This window comes from Cobetia sp. QF-1 (assembly GCF_002213105.1).
Lineage (GTDB): Bacteria > Pseudomonadota > Gammaproteobacteria > Pseudomonadales > Halomonadaceae > Cobetia > Cobetia crustatorum.
On record NZ_NBVS01000010.1, the window covers coordinates 38,080 to 56,057 of the forward strand.

The 17,978-nt window shown below is 58.5% G+C and carries 12 protein-coding genes; 10 read left to right on the top strand and 2 right to left on the bottom strand.

The annotated features are described in order from the left end of the window. Nucleotides 1-155 precede the first annotated feature (155 nt). The 7 genes from aceE (at nucleotide 156) to CFN46_RS15190 (ending at nucleotide 9,936) form a co-directional block, all read left to right on the top strand. Entirely contained in the window at nucleotides 156-2,831 is a 2,676-nt protein-coding gene (gene aceE / locus CFN46_RS15160; RefSeq protein WP_024950831.1) for a pyruvate dehydrogenase (acetyl-transferring), homodimeric type, read from the top strand. Nucleotides 2,832-2,926: 95 nt separating this feature from the next. After that, on the top strand, nucleotides 2,927-4,960 hold the full coding sequence (gene aceF / locus CFN46_RS15165; RefSeq protein WP_088744022.1) for a pyruvate dehydrogenase complex dihydrolipoyllysine-residue acetyltransferase: 2,034 nt from the start codon (nucleotides 2,927-2,929) through the stop codon (nucleotides 4,958-4,960). Nucleotides 4,961-5,215: 255 nt separating this feature from the next. After that, nucleotides 5,216-5,977 (top strand): TerC family protein, encoded by a 762-nt coding sequence (locus CFN46_RS15170; protein ID WP_088744024.1) that lies wholly within the window; start codon nucleotides 5,216-5,218, stop codon nucleotides 5,975-5,977. A gap of 462 nt (nucleotides 5,978-6,439) precedes the next feature. Further along, nucleotides 6,440-7,096 carry an adenylate kinase gene (adk, locus tag CFN46_RS15175; protein WP_024950829.1) on the top strand — a complete coding sequence of 219 codons (657 nt, stop codon included), beginning with the start codon at nucleotides 6,440-6,442 and terminating at the stop codon, nucleotides 7,094-7,096. Nucleotides 7,097-7,349: 253 nt separating this feature from the next. Beyond that, entirely contained in the window at nucleotides 7,350-8,045 is a 696-nt protein-coding gene (gene tsaB, locus CFN46_RS15180; RefSeq protein ID WP_035158653.1) for a tRNA (adenosine(37)-N6)-threonylcarbamoyltransferase complex dimerization subunit type 1 TsaB, read from the top strand. Nucleotides 8,046-8,158: 113 nt separating this feature from the next. Continuing rightward, entirely contained in the window at nucleotides 8,159-8,974 is an 816-nt protein-coding gene (locus CFN46_RS15185; protein ID WP_024950828.1) for an undecaprenyl-diphosphate phosphatase, read from the top strand. A 134-nt stretch (nucleotides 8,975-9,108) separates the two neighbouring features. Next, nucleotides 9,109-9,936 carry a class I SAM-dependent methyltransferase gene (locus CFN46_RS15190; RefSeq protein ID WP_088744026.1) on the top strand — a complete coding sequence of 276 codons (828 nt, stop codon included), beginning with the start codon at nucleotides 9,109-9,111 and terminating at the stop codon, nucleotides 9,934-9,936. A gap of 96 nt (nucleotides 9,937-10,032) precedes the next feature. Here the strand turns inward: CFN46_RS15190 and plsB are convergent, their stop codons facing one another. Continuing rightward, nucleotides 10,033-12,567, bottom strand: coding sequence for a glycerol-3-phosphate 1-O-acyltransferase PlsB (plsB, locus tag CFN46_RS15195; RefSeq protein WP_024950826.1), 2,535 nt, complete (start codon nucleotides 12,565-12,567; stop codon nucleotides 10,033-10,035). 228 nt (nucleotides 12,568-12,795) lie between these two features. Between plsB and CFN46_RS15200 the strand changes: the two genes are divergently transcribed. Beyond that, nucleotides 12,796-13,917 (top strand): phosphatidylserine/phosphatidylglycerophosphate/cardiolipin synthase family protein, encoded by a 1,122-nt coding sequence (locus tag CFN46_RS15200; RefSeq protein WP_024950825.1) that lies wholly within the window; start codon nucleotides 12,796-12,798, stop codon nucleotides 13,915-13,917. A 101-nt stretch (nucleotides 13,918-14,018) separates the two neighbouring features. Here CFN46_RS15200 and CFN46_RS15205 read toward each other — a convergent pair whose 3' ends face one another. Further along, nucleotides 14,019-14,747 carry a YecA family protein gene (locus CFN46_RS15205; protein WP_024950824.1) on the bottom strand — a complete coding sequence of 243 codons (729 nt, stop codon included), beginning with the start codon at nucleotides 14,745-14,747 and terminating at the stop codon, nucleotides 14,019-14,021. A gap of 168 nt (nucleotides 14,748-14,915) precedes the next feature. On the opposite strand from CFN46_RS15205, the gene CFN46_RS15210 reads away from it, so the two are divergent. Further along, a complete protein-coding gene (locus CFN46_RS15210) occupies nucleotides 14,916-15,554 on the top strand; it encodes a SprT-like domain-containing protein (protein WP_084487930.1) in 639 nt (212 codons plus the stop codon). Nucleotides 15,555-15,929: 375 nt separating this feature from the next. Beyond that, complete coding sequence (gene acs, locus CFN46_RS15215) at nucleotides 15,930-17,876, top strand: acetate--CoA ligase (protein WP_024950822.1); 1,947 nt, start codon at nucleotides 15,930-15,932, stop codon at nucleotides 17,874-17,876. Nucleotides 17,877-17,978 lie beyond the last annotated feature (102 nt).

Genomic DNA, 17,978 nt, shown 5'->3' on the forward strand with positions numbered 1-17,978 from the left:
GTCGCACCTGACGGTCGGTCAATGCCGCCTCAGACGCTTTATCGGAGATGTAGCCCACTCAGAAGGCTACGCCCACACTGAAGAGCGCCACTGGTTCCGACGTAGCATTTCGTCGGAACATCTGACAAAAAATTTCTTCACTCGGAGAGACGTCTATGAGTCTGGAGGCAAGAGAAGATCTCGATCCGATCGAAACCACGGAATGGTTGGACTCCTTGGAATCGGTTCTGGATCGCGAGGGCGAAAATCGTGCCCAGTACCTGATGTCACGCCTGGCCGACCGTCTGCGTCGTGATGGCCATCAGGTACCCTTCTCGGTGACCACGCCCCATCGCAACAGTATCCCTGTGCATCGCGAAGCGCGCATGCCAGGCGACCTGTTCATGGAGCGTCGTATCCGTTCGCTTATCCGTTACAACGCCATCGCTCAGGTGATCCGCAATAACCGTGCCCATAAGGGCCTGGGCGGTCACATCTCGAGTTTCATGTCCAGTGCGACGCTTTATGACGTAGGTTTCAACCACTTCTTCCGTGCGCCGGAAGGGGACTTTGAAGGCGACCTGCTGTATATCCAGGGCCATGTGGCGCCGGGTATCTATGCACGTTCCTTCCTGGAAGGCCGTCTGTCCGAAACACAGATGGATAGCTTCCGTCAGGAAGTTGACGGCAATGGCCTGTCTTCCTACCCGCACCCGTGGCTGATGCCGGATTACTGGCAGTTCCCGACCGTTTCCATGGGGCTGGGTCCGATTCAGGCGATTTACCAAGCGCACGTCATGAAGTACCTCAACTCGCGTGAGTTGAAGTCCATGTACGACCGCAAGGTATGGTGCTTCATGGGTGACGGCGAGTGTGATGAGCCGGAATCTCTGGGGGCCATCTCGCTGGCGGGTCGCGAGAACCTCGACAACCTGATCTTCGTCATCAACTGCAACCTGCAGCGTCTTGACGGTCCGGTTCGCGGCAACGGCCGCATCATGGATGAGCTGGAAGGCGTCTTCCGTGGTGCCGACTGGAACGTGCTCAAGGTCACTTGGGGCCGTTTCTGGGATCCGCTGTTCGAGCAGGACAAGAAAGGCATCCTGCAAAAACGCATGGATGAAGCCGTCGACGGTGACTACCAGAACTACAAGGCTAACGGTGGCGCGTACACGCGCGAGCACTTCTTCGGCAAGTATCCGGAGACAGCCGATCTGGTCAAGGACATGTCAGATGACGACATCTGGCGTCTAAACCGTGGTGGTCACGATCCGTACAAGGTCTACGCGGCGTACCACGAAGCGGTCAACAACTCCAATGGTCGTCCGACCGTCATCCTGGCGCATACCGTCAAGGGTTACGGAATGGGCATGGGCGATGGCGAAGCCGCCAACGAAGCCCACCAGGTCAAGACCATGGAATACGAGGCGATGAAGACATTCCGTGATCGCTTCGGTATCCCGTTGACCGATGAACAGCTGGAAGAAGTGCCGTACTACAAGCCGGCCGATGACAGCCCGGAAATGAAGTACATGCACTTGATGCGTGAGCGCCTTAACGGCTATCTGCCGCAGCGCCGCACCGAGTACGAAACGCTGGAAATTCCGCCGCTGGACGACAAGATCTTCGCGTCCCAGCTCAAGGGTTCCAACGGCCGCGAAGTGTCCACCACCATGGCCTTCGTGCGCGTGCTCAATGGCCTGGTCAAGCACAAGACTCTCGGCGAGCGTGTCGTCCCGATCATCCCTGATGAAGCACGTACCTTCGGTATGGAAGGCATGTTCCGTCAGCTGGGGATCTACACGGCGGCGGGTCAGAAGTACGAGCCGGTCGACAAGGGTCAGATCATGTATTACCGCGAGGACCAGAAAGGTCAGGTTCTCGAGGAAGGCATCACCGAAGCGGGCGCCATGTCAGCATGGATCGCGGCGGCAACGTCGTATGCCAACCACAACCTGCCGCTGATGCCGTTCTACGTTTATTACTCGATGTTCGGCTTCCAGCGTATCGGTGACCTGGCGTGGGCCGCAGGCGATCTGCAGGCGCGTGGCTTCCTGGTCGGTGGTACCGCGGGTCGAACAACGCTGAATGGCGAAGGCCTGCAGCACCAGGATGGTCACAGCCATATCCTGGCCTCGACCATTCCGAACTGCCGTACCTACGATCCGACCTATGCGCATGAAGTGGCGGTCATCGTGCAGGACGGCATGAAGCGCATGTTCGAGCAGCACGAGCCGATCTTCTATTATCTGGCAGTGATGAACGAAAACTACGAGCAACCCGTGCTTGAAACGGTGCCCGCAGACGACATCATCAAGGGTATGTATCTGCTCAAGGAAGGCGCGAAAGACGGTAAGGCACGCGTTCAGTTGATGGGCTCCGGCACCATCTTGCGTGAAGTCGAAGCGGCTGCGGTGATGTTGAAGGATGACTACGGTGTCGATGCTGACATCTGGAGCGTCACCAGCTTCAATGAGCTGCGTCGTGAAGCGCTTGAGTTTGAACGTCAGTCCTTCCTCAAGCCGGAAGAGACCCCGGCCAAGCCGCACATCACGAAGTGCCTGGAAGGGCGTGATGGACCGGCCATCGCAGCGACAGATTACATGAAGCTGTTCGCCGACCAGGTACGCGCTTGGGTGCCGACTGACTATCACGTGCTCGGTACCGATGGTTTCGGCCGTTCCGATACCCGCGAGAAGCTGCGTCACTTCTTTGAAGTGGACCGTAACTTCGTCACCGTTCAGGCCCTCAAGGCGCTGGCGGACCGCGGTGAGATTGACCGCAAGGTCGTCTCGGAAGCGATCAAAACCTATGGCATCGACCCCAATAAGCCGAATCCGCTGAACGTCTAAGCGGAGATCGCGGAACAGGCGAGCGGCACTTCACCTATCAAGATGACGGTGATAATAGTGCCGCTCCCCGTGCACGTTTTGGAAGGAGCACGATCTTGAGCAGCGAAATCATCAAGGTTCCCGACATTGGCGGTAGCTCCGATGTCGAGATCATCGAGGTAACGGTGGCGGTGGGAGATGTGATCTCTGCCGAAGACACCATGATCACGCTTGAGTCCGACAAGGCCAGCATGGATGTGCCGGCACCGAAGGGCGGCAAGGTGGTAAAAATTCTCGTCAAGGAAGGCGATACCGTCTCCGAAGGCGATGACATTCTGGAGCTGGAAGCGGAAGGCGAGAGCGATGCTCCTGCTGAGGAAGCTTCCGAGCCTGCTCAGGAAGCGCCGAAAGCTGACGCTCCCAAGCAGGAAGCTTCGAAAGAGGAAGCTCCGCAGCAGGCAGCCCCTCAGAAGGCCGCTGCCGGTGGCACACAGACCGTCGACATCGTCGTGCCGGATCTGGGTGATTCCGAAGCTGTGCCAATCATCGAGATGGGTGTGTCCGAAGGCGATGAAGTTGACGCCGAAGATGCGCTGATCACGCTGGAATCTGACAAGGCCAGCATGGACGTCCCGAGCCCGCACAAGGGCAAGATCGTCAAGCTGACCGTCAAGGAAGGCGACAGCGTCGCTTCCGGTGATGTCATCGGTCAGATGGAAATCGCAGGTGAAGGCGGTGACAGTGCCTCCTCCAACGATGCGGCCTCTACCGAGTCAGCCCCGGCAGAACAAGCGCCTGAAGAGCAGGCAGCTGAAGCGCCAGCCGAAGAAGAGCAGACGTCCGGCGAGCCGCAGCGCAAGGAATTGCGTGTGCCTGACATCTCTGGCAGCGATGCTGTGCCGATCATCGAGATGGGCGTGGCAGTCGGTGATGAGGTCAGCGAAGAAGATGCGCTGATCACGCTCGAATCCGATAAGGCGACGATGGATGTGCCCAGCCCGTATGCGGGCAAGATCGTCGAGCTTTCCGTCAAGGAAGGTGACTCGGTCTCTGAAGGCGATCTGATCGGTTACATCGAAGTGGCAGGTGCTGCTCCGGCGCCGAAAGCTGCCAAGGCAGAAGCTCCGGCCGCTCCCAAGGCTGCCGAAGCGAAGAAGCCGACTCCGACGCCGGCTGAAACACCGAGTCCGGAAGCGCAGATGGCGGCACAGAAGCCGAGCAAGGGCGCCAAGTCACACGCTGGCCCGGCTGTCCGTCTGTTGGCCCGCGAGTTCGGGGTTGATCTTGCTGATGTCACGCCAAGCGGTCCGAAAGGTCGCGTGGTGAAGGAAGACGTCCAAGCTTACGTCAAGCAAGTGATGAAGAAGGCCAAGTCCGCACCGGCAGCTTCCGCTGCGCAGGCCACCGGCGGTGCCGGTATCCCGCAGGTGCCGGATCAGGACTTCAGCCAGTTCGGTGAGATCGAAGAGTCGAAGATGGGCCGCCTGATGAAGGCTGGTGCCACCAATCTGCATCGCAGCTGGCTCAACGTCCCGCACGTGACTCAGTTTGACGAAGCCGATATCACCGAACTTGAGGCCTTCCGCAAGTCCATGAAGGCCGAGGCGGAAGCCGCGGGTGCCAAGCTCACGCCGTTGCCGTTCATGATCAAGGCGGCAGCGCATGCGCTGGCCAAGTACCCGCAGTTCAACGTCAGCCTCAAGTCTGACGGCGAGACCCTGGTGCACAAGAAGTACGTGCACATTGGTATCGCAGTGGATACGCCGGATGGCCTGATGGTGCCGGTGATCCGTAATGCGGATCAGAAGAGCCTGCTGGATCTGGCTCGCGAATCCGTTGAGCTGGCCAAGAAGGCACAGACCAAGAAGCTCAAGCGCGAAGAGATGACCGGTGGTTGCTTCACCATCTCGAGCCTTGGCTCGATTGGTGGGACTGCCTTCACGCCGATCGTCAACACGCCGGAAGTCGCCATCCTGGGTGTCTCCAAGGCGCAGATGAAGCCGATGTGGGATGGCGCTGCCTTCCAGCCGCGTCTGATGATGCCGCTGTCGCTGTCCTACGATCACCGTGCAGTCAACGGAGCAGATGCGGCGCGCTTCACCGCCTATCTGGCTCAGGTGCTGACTGACGTGCGTCGTATGCTGCTGTAACGACAGATGCAGTCATCTCTGTGAGCGACGTATTGCTCACTGACAGAACGGCTTCCTTCGGGAGGCCGTTTTTTTGTGTCTGGCGCATCTCGAGAGCGTTGGCGCGTCAATGACGGCATATCTGTTGCTGATTCACGCAACATGCCATGATTCCTGCCAGGAAGAGTGCCGTGGCGCGACTCATCGGATGATGGGGGACGGGCGTCAGCAGGCGCGCTTCACTGAACCCTATTGGATCGGTCAAGGAGCAAGGCAATGGAATGGCTGATGGACCCTTCGGCGTGGGTGGCCCTGGCAACCCTGACCGCACTGGAAATCGTGTTGGGTATCGACAACATCATCTTCCTGTCGATTCTGGTGGCACGTCTGCCGGAGTCTCAGCGTCAACGTGGCCGCATGATCGGGCTTGGGTTGGCGATGGGCATGCGTATCGTGTTGCTACTGTCGTTGTCGTGGCTGATGTCACTGACCGCGCCGTTGTTCAGCGTGGCGGACTTCAGTTTCTCCGGGCGTGATCTGATTCTGGTCTTCGGCGGACTGTTCCTGCTCGGCAAGAGTACCCATGAGATTCATGCCAATCTGGAAGGGGAGGATCCCGCGGAAGAGGGTGCGAAGAAAGGGGGAGCCAGCTTCATGGCGATCATGCTCCAGATTGCACTGATCGACATCGTCTTCTCGCTGGATTCGGTGATCACGGCCGTCGGAATGGTAGATCAGCTCATGGTCATGATCATCGCGATCGTCATCTCGGTGGGCATCATGATGGTAGCCGCCAAGCCGATTGGCGACTTCGTCGATAGTCACCCGACCATCAAGATGCTGGCGCTGTCCTTCCTGATCATGGTCGGCATGATGCTGATGGTGGAAGGCTTTGGGGTTCACGTTCCCAAGGGCTATATCTATGTGGCAATGGCTTTCTCGCTGGCGGTGGAGATGCTCAATATCCGTCTGCGCGGCAAGCGCGCCAAGGCAGTGCGTCTGCGTCGGAGTAGCCAGGCAGAAAAGACGACCGAATAAGCGTTCACGTGCAAACCGCTTGAATTTTCCGGTACCCCCTGCGACTCAGAGTCGCAGGGGGCACTTTTGTTTGTAGCATTGCACTGATGGCATGCATTGATAGCAACAGTTGATAGCACTCCCTGATGTCCCGAGCACTACGGCCGCGCGAGGCGGCATACGCGCCTTTGGTGTGCTTGTGCCATTGCCGTGTGAGCGGTATCGTCGGGTTGTACATTGCATGCCAATGACATAATGAGATCGCAAGTGCGGGCAAATAGTGAGTGCTCGTCACCAGTCGGTCCAATACCTGTTTTCATTCTGGTAATCGACGATCTCGGTTATTTCAACGACATCGATAGCGTCGACGATCAGAGCGCCTCGGATGGCCATCTGCTACCGAGGGCGGGGCGCGCAAGCGTCAGATGACTTTTTTGACACCTGTTTCATATTTTTCGTTTGCACATTCAAGGAGCAGTACCGATGCGTTTGATCCTGTTGGGCGCCCCCGGCGCCGGCAAGGGCACCCAAGCCCAGTTCATCTGCGAGCGTTTCAACATTCCGCAGATTTCCACCGGGGACATGTTGCGCGCCGCAGTCAAGGCCGGCAGCGAGCTGGGACTCAAGGTCAAGGAGATCATGAATACTGGCGGGCTAGTGTCCGACGAGATCATCATCGCCTTGGTCAAGGAACGCATCAGCCAGTCTGACTGCGAGAATGGCTTCCTGTTTGATGGTTTCCCACGGACGATTCCGCAAGCGGACGCCATGAAGGAAGCCGGTGTGAAGCTTGATCACGTGGTCGAGATTGCGGTGGCCGATGAAGAAATCGTCAAACGTTTGTCTGGCCGTCGTGTGCATCCGGATTCCGGTCGCGTCTATCACATCGAGTACAACCTGCCGCGCGAAGAGGGCAAGGACGACGTCACTGGTGAAGCGCTTATCCAGCGTGAGGATGACCGCGAAGCTACCGTGCGCAACCGCCTGTCGGTCTACCATGAGCAGACCGAACCGCTGGTCGAGTACTATTCCAGCTGGGCTGCCACTGGTGCTGCGCAAGCGCCCGCCTACCATCGTATCGAAGGCATCGGCTCTGTCGATGACATTCGTGGTCAGCTGGTCAGTGCGTTGGAGCACTGAGCGCCGCTACCCGTCATTGCAACATTGCATGACTGACGCGATTCGAAAACGCCCGCAGACATTGTCTGCGGGCGTTCTTTTAGGGGTATGAAAAAGAAATCGTGAGTTGCGGTATTTCACTCTCCAGCGTGGCTGCGGGGGGTACGGCACGACTGACGCCCGCTGCCGACACCTGCCGTGGACAGCCTGCGTCTTTTGCTGCTTACGGCGGACAGGTAGAATCGCGTCACATTTTTCTGACGACGAACCGCCCATGACCACGCTTCTGGCCATTGATGCATCCTCCTCCGCCTGTTCCGTTGCCCTATGGCAAGACGGCGTTGTTACTGCCGAGCGTTGTGAGGCCCCTCGTCAGCATACCCAGCTGATGATGCCGATGATTGAGGCGCTCCTCGCGAGGGCTGATGTCGCCTTGAATGACCTTGACGCACTGGCCTACGGCCACGGGCCAGGTTCTTTTACCGGCCTGCGTATCGCTGCCGGCACTATTCAAGGGCTGGCATTCGGGCTCAACTGCCCCGTCATTGGGGTCTCGACGCTCAAGGCGCTGGCGCTGCAGGCCCATCGTCATCACCACGCACGCTTCGTGTTGCCGATGCTTGATGCTCGCATGGGGGAACTCTACACCGGCGCTTACCGCGTCATGACGCGCAGTGATGGCGAGTTGAATATCGAGCAGGTGCTGCCAGAGCAAGTCTGTGCACCGGGACTGCTCGAGTTACCGACAGACCTGCGTGAGCATGACTGGTTGGCGATTGGCTCTGGTCTGGTCATGCATGACGAACTGCCTGAAGTGCTGCGTGCCAGCCTGGCGCAGCGTCTGCCAGAGCCCCAGCCAGATGCCGAGGACATGGTGATGCTGGCAGCACAGGCGTTTGCCCGTGGTGAGGCCGTACCTGCCGTCGAGGCGCAGCCGGTTTATCTGCGCAATGAAGTCGCGTGGCGCTGATCGCCTCATAAGATTGGTACAAGGTTTTATTGTCAAACTGTTCTATCAAGCGTGACGCCACTCTTGTCGTCCGTGTGGGCTATCTGAGGCCCGATGTTTAAAAAGGATTTTTCATGGAACTCATGCATGTGGTGGCATTGGCCATCATTCAGGGGCTGACGGAATTTCTCCCGATCTCGTCCTCGGCTCACCTGATTCTGCCGTCTCAGGTGTTTGGCTGGCCAGATCAAGGGTTGGCCTTCGATGTCGCAGTTCACATCGGTACGCTGCTCGCCGTGGTGATGGCCTTTCGCAAGGATGTCATCAATATTCTGGGTGGCTGGTTTGGTCAGTTCAGTGGTTCTGGCACGCTAGCCACTCGTCAGACGGAAGATAGTCGCCTCGGGTGGGCAGTATTGCTGGCGACGCTGCCGGCCGTCATCTTCGGGGGATTGTTCGGTGATGTGGTAGAAACGGCTGGGCGCTCCATTGCCGTGATCGGGACGACAACCATCGTGTTCGGTCTGTTGCTGTGGTGGGCGGATGCCAAGGGGACACGTACGCGTGATCTGGCGACGCTGACCTTGAAAGGTGCGCTGATCATTGGCCTGTTTCAGGCGCTGGCGCTGATTCCCGGTACGTCTCGCTCCGGTATCACCATCACTGCTGCACTGATTCTGGGCTTCGAACGCCAGAGCGCTGCGCGCTTCTCTTTCCTGCTGTCGATTCCGCTGATTCTGGCGGCCGGGGGGCTCAAGGGGCTGGAGTTGATCGAGACGGGTACCGAGGCGCAGCTATTTGATGTGGCGCTGGGTGTCCTGCTGTCCTTCCTGTCGGCACTGGTGTGCATCAAGTTGTTCCTCAAGGCAATCGATAGCATCGGCATGTTGCCGTTCGTGATCTATCGCTTGCTGCTGGGTGGCCTGCTGTTCGGCATGTTGCTGCTGTAAGCGTTACGCTGGATGGCGTAAGCTTGACTACTGACGGCGTCGCACTTGCGGCGCCGTCAGCGTTTCTGTCAGCCTGTCATCAAGGTGCCCGAGCGCCTGAATCTTTTTCTTTCGTCACTCACCGAGTCTGTTTCATGTGCCCTATCGTTGCCCTTGATGCCACGGCCCCCGTAATTGCCATTGCTCGCTCTCGTGTTGACGCGCGTCCGGAGCTTGCGACACTGGCCGCCCACTTCGGCATTGCGATTCGTGATGACGACGCCCTGCCGTCACTGTTGCTGGATGTACAGTTGGATGAGCAGGGGGCGCTGCGGTTGGTGATTGCTGGTGATGAGCGTGAATACGGCAAGCCGCTGTGTGTGGATTTCGTGGCAGGGCGTGTCGATCATCGCCGCCGCTTCGGTGGCGGTCGCAATCAGCTGATTGCCCGCGCCTGTGGCCTGAATCGTGGTGCGCTACCCAGTGTTGTCGACGCGACAGCAGGTCTTGGGCGCGATGCCTTCGTGCTGGCAAGCCTTGGGGCACCGGTGCTGATGGTGGAGCGTGTTGCGGCCACTGCAGCGATCCTGGTCGATGGACTGACGCGGGCGCAGGGCTGCTGGGACGAGGAGGTGCGTGAGATAGCGTTGCGCATGCAAGCCTTGCACGGGGACGCCACGCAGGAACTGGGGGAGCTGGTCGCGCAGTGGGATCACCCGCCGCAGGTGGTGCATCTGGATCCTATGTATCCGCACCGGGACAAGTCGGCGTTGGTGAAGAAGGAGATGCGCGTCTTCCGCACGCTGGCAGGCGATGATGCCGATGCCCCCGCTTTGCTTGCGGCAGCGCTTGAGGTCGCCACGCATCGTGTAGTGGTCAAGCGCCCGCGCAAGGCTGAACCGATTGGCGGCATCGCGCCGAGTCACATGGTGGAAGAGAAGACCAGTCGCTACGATGTCTATGTGAAGCAGGCGCTGCGCTAGGCCGGCGTCAAGCCTTAAGAAACCTAAAGACCCCGCTTGCGATGAGAGTCGCAAGCGGGGTCTTTTTATCTGGCTGGCATGATGAAGGGGCAATCATTACTCGCTGGCAGGACTATCCTCGCTCTCAGGCTCACTCTCAGATTCACCCTCGGTCTCCTTGTTGCGCAGGCGCACATGCTGCAGGCGATGGCGTAGCGCGGGGTCGAACAGGTCACGGCCCCGCAGTTGCAGCTCCTCAAGCGCTTCGCTGAAGCACAGTCTGCCGTCTTCCAGCCAGATGAAGTCCAGCTCCAGTAACGTATCAAGCAATCCGCTGAACAGGCGCTTGTCGAAGAACTCTGGTGCATTGAGCCCTGACAATAGCGTCAGGCGCTCTGCCAGCGCGCCAGAGTGATTCTCCAGTGCCTCGCGATCCAGTGTGCCGCTGCCATGCTGCAACAACACGGCGAGCAACAGATAGCCGCGCTCCAGCGTGGGTTGGACTGGCTGAGCGAGTAGGCGTAGCTGCTCGGAAGGCTCCTTGCTGGCGACAGGACGTGACCAGCGAGCAGGCGTGTCGCAAGTAGCCGGTTGATGCTCTAGCAGGCCCTCTTCGCTCAGTAATGCCAGTGTCGTGGCGATATCTGCCGTCAGGTCGGCGGATTCCGGCACGAACAGCTCTCGTACCAGCACCGGCCAGGCGGGGCTGATCTGATCGGAGAGCGTCTCGAGCGTGAACTGCGGGTTGTTGCGGAAAGCGAAGGCGATCAACGCCGGCAGCGCCAACAGATGCAGGACATTATTGCGATACCAGGTCAGCAGGCTGGCCTGCTCTGGCGTGGCGATCACCAGCTCACCGAGGCTTTGTGGGCGCAAGGTGATCAATCCCAAGTGTTGGCAGTGTGCCAGCCAATCCTGAGGGTCGCCATCGGGTAGGGTATGGTCCTGACGGCCTGGCAGCTTGCTTGCCAGGCGTACCAACATGGCGAGCTGACGCTGCATCAGGCTCGCCTCGATCGCATGGTGCGCAGTGGAGAGCAGCACCAGCGCTGTCAGCGAGACAGGATTGAGGGCGGCGGCGGCATTGATGCGCGTCGCGATCTCGTGGCCCAGCTGTGGCACCGCCGTCGTTAGCCATTCGGGGCGACGTTGATGGCGACTCGCCTGCCAGTCAGGTGTGCTCTCATCCAGCCAAGCACCCAACTTGAGTGGCTCACCGATATTCAGGTAGACCTTGCCGAAGGGTTGCTTGAGCTGGCCCAGTACGCGGAACAGGTCCAGCGGCGACTCTTTCTTCTTGCTCGCTCCTGATAGCTCTCGCTGGTAGCTGACACTCTCGAACACCTTCTCGTAACCGATATAGACCGGCACGAAAGCCACTTCGCGACGGGTATCACGCAAGAAGGAGCGCAGCGTCATCGCCAGCATGCCCGGACGTGGCGGCAGCATACGGCCAGTGCGTGAGCGTCCACCTTCGATGAAGTATTCCAGCGGGTGGCCACGGGTAATCAGCTGGTGAACATATTCATCAAAGACCGCGCCGTACAGACGATTGCCACGGAAGCTACGGCGCAGGAAGAAGGCACCGCCGCGCCGTAGAATCGGACCGATGATCGGCATGTCGAGATTCTTGCCAGCCGCGACATGCGGTGTCATCAAGCCTTCGTGAAACAGCACGTAGGACAGTAGCAGGTAGTCGATATGGCTGCGGTGGCAGGGAACATAGATTAGCTCGCAGTCACCGGCAATTGCCTTGACGCGCGACATGCCGCGCACCTCAACGCCATCGTAGAGCTTGTTCCACAGTCGCTTGAGGGCATGTGCCAGGAAGCGCTGAACCGGATAGCCCATGTTCGAGGCGATTTCACGGCCATATTTCAGTGCGCGTTTTTCCAGCCGTGCTGGTCGTTGATCCTGCTCACGCGCTAGCTCGGCGATGACATCCTGTACGGGGGGAGCCTTTTGTAGATTGCGGATCATGGTGTGGCGATGAGAGAGGTCTGGCCCGAGCAGACGGGTGCGCACACGACGGAAATGCACGCGCAGCAGCCGCGCAACACGGCGACGTGCCAGCGCCTTATCCTCGGGGCCTTCGCGTAACACCTCGTGCAGGTTCAGCGGCTGACCAAAGTGAACATCTACCGAGCGACCGTGCACAATGATGGCAATTGCACGCCGCAGTACACCTGTGACACGCCAGCTGTCAGCTGAGATGAACTTCCAGAAGCCGAATTCCTTACCCGGTGCGCGTCCCCAGAACACACTGACCGGTACCAGCTGCACTTCAACGTCATCTGGTGCGGTTTCCAGTGCCTCGATCAGCTGCGCCAAACGGCGTGAGAGCAAGCTCTTGTCGTTGCGTGAGCGACGCAATAGCCGCAGGCGTGAGTGATGCAGCCTCAGATCACCTATGCTCAAGGACAGCGTCGGTGAGGGCAGACCGCGAGCCTCACAGAGTTGTTCGACGACCAGCTCATCCGACAGCGCCTGATAAGGGAAGACGTAGACCACTGGCAGATCAGGATCGAGATTCAGTGCACTGTGATCGAGCGCATTGATGTCGGGTTCTACCGCGCGCAACTCTACCCACTTGTCCAGTAGACGGCGGCTGAGGTTGCGCAAGGGGCGCACTAGCAGGGTGACTGGCGACATGGGAGAGTCTCGCAGGTGTGCTCGAAGACGATCAGCTGAGGGACACAGCATCGCGATAGGTATCAGAGGTAATGTGTCAGAGGCGATGAATCAGGGTTTACTGGTACTTTTACAGGGTCTGGCTGGTGCGCGCAGCCGTGTGCATGATATTGATCATTATACGCATTCTGTCTGGTGACGCCGACCTCGGTTGTCATGTCAGGGTGTTGTCGTTACAGGAGGCTGGGTATGCTGGGGATGTGGCGATCAGGCAATCGTTTTACCTTGTTGCCGGAAGGCGCACGCTTCCTGCCTGGCATGCTCAAGGCAGTGGATGAAGCACGGCAGTCGATTCTGCTTGAACTCTACCTGGCCGAGAGCGGACATTTAAGTCGCGTATTGATTGATGCCCTATGTACGGCCCGCAGACGTGGCGTCAATGTGCTGGTGCTGTTGGATGGCTTCGGATCGCTAGGACTCAATGAGGCAGATCGGCAGATCATGATTGAGGCCGGTATTCAGTTGCGTATCTATAATCCACTCCGCTGGTGGCGGTTAAGCGGTAACTTGACGCGTGATCATCGCAAGTTGCTGGTCGTGGACGGGGAGATCGGATTCACGGGCGGATTTGGTGCCGTGGATGTGTTCGCCGAGGCCTGGTCTGAGGTGGCGGTACGCGTCGAGGGGCCTTGCATACGTGATTGGGTGCGTCTCTTCGCACGCGTGTGGGATTCGCCAGCCAGCGCTGGGCCGGGGAGTCGTCAGGCGGTATGCGGTGTAAATGTCAGCGCGACCCGTGTCGATGGCTATCTCGGCATGCGTGGACGCGTTGTCTGGGGACATGGTTTCCGCTATCAGGCCATTCGACACTCTTTGCAGCATCAATCCAGCAGTGCCCGCAAGCGGCTATGGATATGTACGCCTTACTTTGTACCAACTTACAGCATGCGACGTCGTCTGCGGCGTGCTGCACGGCGTGGTATCGATGTACGCCTGTTGATCGCCGGTAATTATCACGATCATCCCGGTGTGCGCTCAGCGGGTCAGCGCTTCTACACGCGATTGCTCAAGGCGGGAGTGCGTATTCATGAGTTCCAGCCAAGCTTTCTGCATGCCAAATTTTCGCTGGCGGATGATTGGGTCACGATTGGCTCGTGCAACTTCGATCACTGGAGCCTGCAATGGAATCTCGAGGCCAATCAGGAGGTGCAGGACCATCGCTTTGCTGCTGATGTGGCGGCGTTGTTCGAGAACCACTTCACACATAGCGTCGAGATTACTCAGGCCGCCTGGCTGAAGCGGCCTTGGCTGCAGCGCTGTCGTGAATGGGGCTATGGCACCCTTGATAGTCTCGTGACGCGTTTACGTTGAGTGTTTTCTGTCTCGCACGGCTAATTATCTGAGCGAACATGCAAGAACGGGCGGCCCCTAAAGGCCGCCCGTTCTTGTAGATATGGCTAAATATCAAAATCTTAACGCTTTTTTCCGCCGCTTTTATTCCCCTTGCCACTGGCCTTGTTACCAGCGTGTTTGCTGCGCGGAATACCGGCAGCCCCAGGTGCAACGGTACCCGGAACAGCAGAGCCCTTGCGGCGTGGTGACGGCTTGGGGCTTTCCGGCGGCACGCGATATAACAGGTACAGATCCAGCAGTAACTCGGGTAGCTGGTTGACGAAGCGCTGAGCGCCGATCGGGTCAGCAATGAGCTCGCCGATTTCAGCGTCTTCATCATCGAAGACACCGGAAATGGCCATGAAGGGTAGCAGCAGCTCAGCAGCAGACTCTTCCTGTGTGCCAAACCATGCCTCTTCGTCCATGAAAACGCCTTCCATGAAGCCTGCACACCAATCGCCAATCGGCGTCTCGACCGGATCGCTGCCGCCAAGATCCAGCTCGAACAGCAGCTCTGGCAGTATGCCGTGCTCAAGCGCCTCGATGGCATTGCTGCGCATCTTCTCGAACAGGGCGACGACGTCGGCTTCCTGTTGTGGGTTTTCGTAGGCCGGCTGACCCTGGAACAGTTCTGGCAACCACAGGCTGGATGGCACTTCACGCGGCGCAATGGCTAGCGCCAACATGAATCCGTGTGCACTGATAATGTCGAGCGCCTCCGGGCCGACCAGGTCGGATTCGAGGAATTCGTCGAGGATATCGAGGGATTCATCATCCAGCAGCGGCTGGGTCTGGACAGGCTCGGCCATGGGGGAAAGTCTCGTGTGCAAAGGGGAGGAGTCAGGCAGTGCCTTCAGGCAACTGCGAATGACGTTAGTGTATCATTCCGTGCCTGAGTATTTTGTGACGCTCGGTGTCTACACCTGAGCCGGAGCGGTTCGGTTCAGCTATCTTTCTTGCACTTTGGTGTTCGTGTCATGCCTTCTTCTCCTACGCCTCGCGTTGTCGTTAGCCGCTACCGCTTTCCCGCTGGCCATGTACTGGCCTGTCTGGGAGAAGCGCCGGCTACGCCGCTGCCCTTGGCCGATGAGGCTACGCTGGCAGCACTAACGGCCCCGTCGTTACATGCCACGCTAGAGGCCCAGGTGCTGGCCTGTCTGGCGCGCGCCCGAGTGTTATTCCCCGCACTGCGCATGCCTTCCATTTCCTGTCGCCTCAAGGGACGTACTGCGGGTACGGCGGATTCGACGCGTCAACGGCTACGCTTTAACTGGCAGCTGCTCAGCGAGAATCGCCAGCACTTTCTGTCCCAGACCGTCCCTCATGAGGTGGCGCACTGGGTGGTGATGGAAGTGGTGGAGCGCGCGAGCGGCCAGCGGGTCAAGCCGCATGGCCCGGAGTGGCAGCAGGTGATGACGAATCTCTATGGCGTCTCGCCTGAGGTGACCCACCGCATGGATGTCTCGGCAGCCAGTCCCATGCCGTGGGCCTATGGTTGCGCCTGCGATGCGCCGCATTACTTCAGCCATCGGCGTCATGCCAACGCATGCCGTGGCCACCGTTACCGCTGTCGCCGCTGTGGTGAAATGCTGATAGGGCCATTGGTATCGTCGTAAGGCCATTTGCATGCCATTTTTATTTTCTCACTTCCTCCGTTGAGGTCTACTTTCGCGCAAGATCAGGTTTTCCTCCTCCCAAAGGCGTGTTCTCCTCCTCCGAAAGTCGCTGTGACCTTGGTTCTGTTTGTTGATAATCAGTTGAAATTGTTAGTAAAAATTTTTCTACCAAGGTCTAGTGTGTAGCCCCCCCATGCTTGGGTTTAAGCTGGATCTGACTTTGATCGACTCGCAAGGTGTCGTCTTCAAGAGCATATGAATGCTCCATAGGGCAGCTTTGCCATGGCAAGCGTCTCGCCATGCAAGCCATCCGCTCCCGACAATAACAATGTCGATACCTGCGTCGCCCGCCAACTTGTCAGAGGTCGTACCATCATGAGCGAACATGCCAAGCTCCATCCGGTCGCATCCGACGTCGCTGCCCGTGCCTGGGTAGACCGCGAAGGCTATCAGGCCATGTACAAGCAGTCGGTAGAGGCTCCCGACGACTTCTGGGCCGAGCAGGCCAAGACGCTGGACTGGTTCCGTGCACCTTCGATCATTCGCAATACCGATTTTGGCCCCGGCAATGTCGATGTGCGCTGGTTCGAGGATGGACAGCTCAACGTGTCGCACAACTGTCTCGATCGGCATCTAGCGACGCGTGGCGATCAGGTCGCCATTATCTGGGAGGGCGATGACCCTAACGAATCCCAGTCAATCACTTATCGCGAGCTGCATGCGCGTGTCTGTCAGTTTGCCAATGGTCTCAAGGAATTGGGCGTCAATCGTGGCGATGTCGTCACGCTCTATATGCCAATGATTCCTGAGGCTGCGATGGCGATGCTGGCCTGTACTCGTATCGGCGCGGTGCACTCGATCGTCTTCGGCGGCTTCTCGCCAGATGCGCTGGCGGGTCGTATCAGTGATTCCAGTTCACGCATCGTGATTACTGCTGATGAATCGCTGCGCGGTGGCAAGCGTGTTCCGCTCAAAGAGAACGTTGATGAAGCACTGGAACGCGACGGCACCGACTGCGTCGATCACGTCTTGGTGGTAAGGCGCACAGGTGGTGATGTCCAGTGGGGTAGCCGTGATTGCTGGTTCCATGAGCTGGTTGATCGTCAATCCAGTGAGTGTCCGGCTGAGGCGATGGGGGCAGAGGACCCACTGTTCATTCTTTACACCTCAGGCTCTACCGGCACGCCCAAGGGGCTGAAGCACACCACTGGCGGCTATTTGCTTTATGCGGCGATGACACATCGTTATGTATTCGATTATCACGATGGCGATATCTACTGGTGTACCGCCGATGTCGGCTGGGTGACGGGGCATAGCTATATCGTCTATGGCCCGCTGGCGAATGGCGCTACCACACTGATGTTTGAGGGCGTGCCTAGCTATCCGACTCATGGCCGTATCGGTGAAATCATCGATAAGCATCAGGTGAATATTCTCTACACCGCACCGACTGCTGTACGTGCCTTGATGGCGCATGGTGATGCGGTGATGGACTCCAGCTCCCGAGATAGTCTGCGACTGTTGGGGTCGGTGGGCGAGCCGATCAATCCCGAGGCTTGGGAGTGGTTCCACCGTGTGATCGGCAAGGGCAACTGCCCGCTGGTAGATACATGGTGGCAGACAGAAACCGGCGGCATCATGATTGCACCGCTGCCTGGCGCCACTGACCTCAAGCCTGGTTCTGCGACGCTCCCGTTCTTCGGCGTGCAGCCGGCACTGGTCGACAACGAGGGCAATATTCTGGAGGGAGTCGCCGAAGGGAATCTGGCGATCCTCGACAGTTGGCCAGGTCAGGCGCGCTCGATCTGGGGCAATCACGAGCGCTATATCCAGACCTACTTCTCAACCTATGACGGCATGTACTTCACGGGTGATGGCTGTCGCCGTGATGAAGATGGCTACTACTGGATCACCGGGCGTGTCGATGATGTGCTCAATGTCTCTGGGCACCGCATGGGCACCGCCGAGATCGAGTCTTCACTGGTCGCGCATGAAGCGGTTGCCGAGGCAGCAGTGGTTGGCTATCCGCACGATATCAAAGGGCAGGGTATCTATATCTACGTGACGCTCAATGACGGCATCGAACCGACTGACGAGCTGAAGAAGGCGCTGACACAATGGGTACGCAAGGATATTGGGCCGATTGCCTCGCCGGATGTCATTCAGTGGGCGCCAGGGTTGCCGAAGACACGCTCTGGCAAGATCATGCGGCGTATTCTGCGCAAGATTGCTGCCAACGAGACCGATGGCCTGGGTGATACCTCGACACTGGCAGATCCATCCGTGGTGGACGAATTGATTGAGCATCGTGCTAATCGCTGAGTCAGTGAGCTGATCTGTAGCAAGTGGAAATGACATGACCGAAGCGTGGGAGCCTGGCTCCCACGCTTTTTTTGTACCAGAAACGTCAAGTGTCACTAAAAG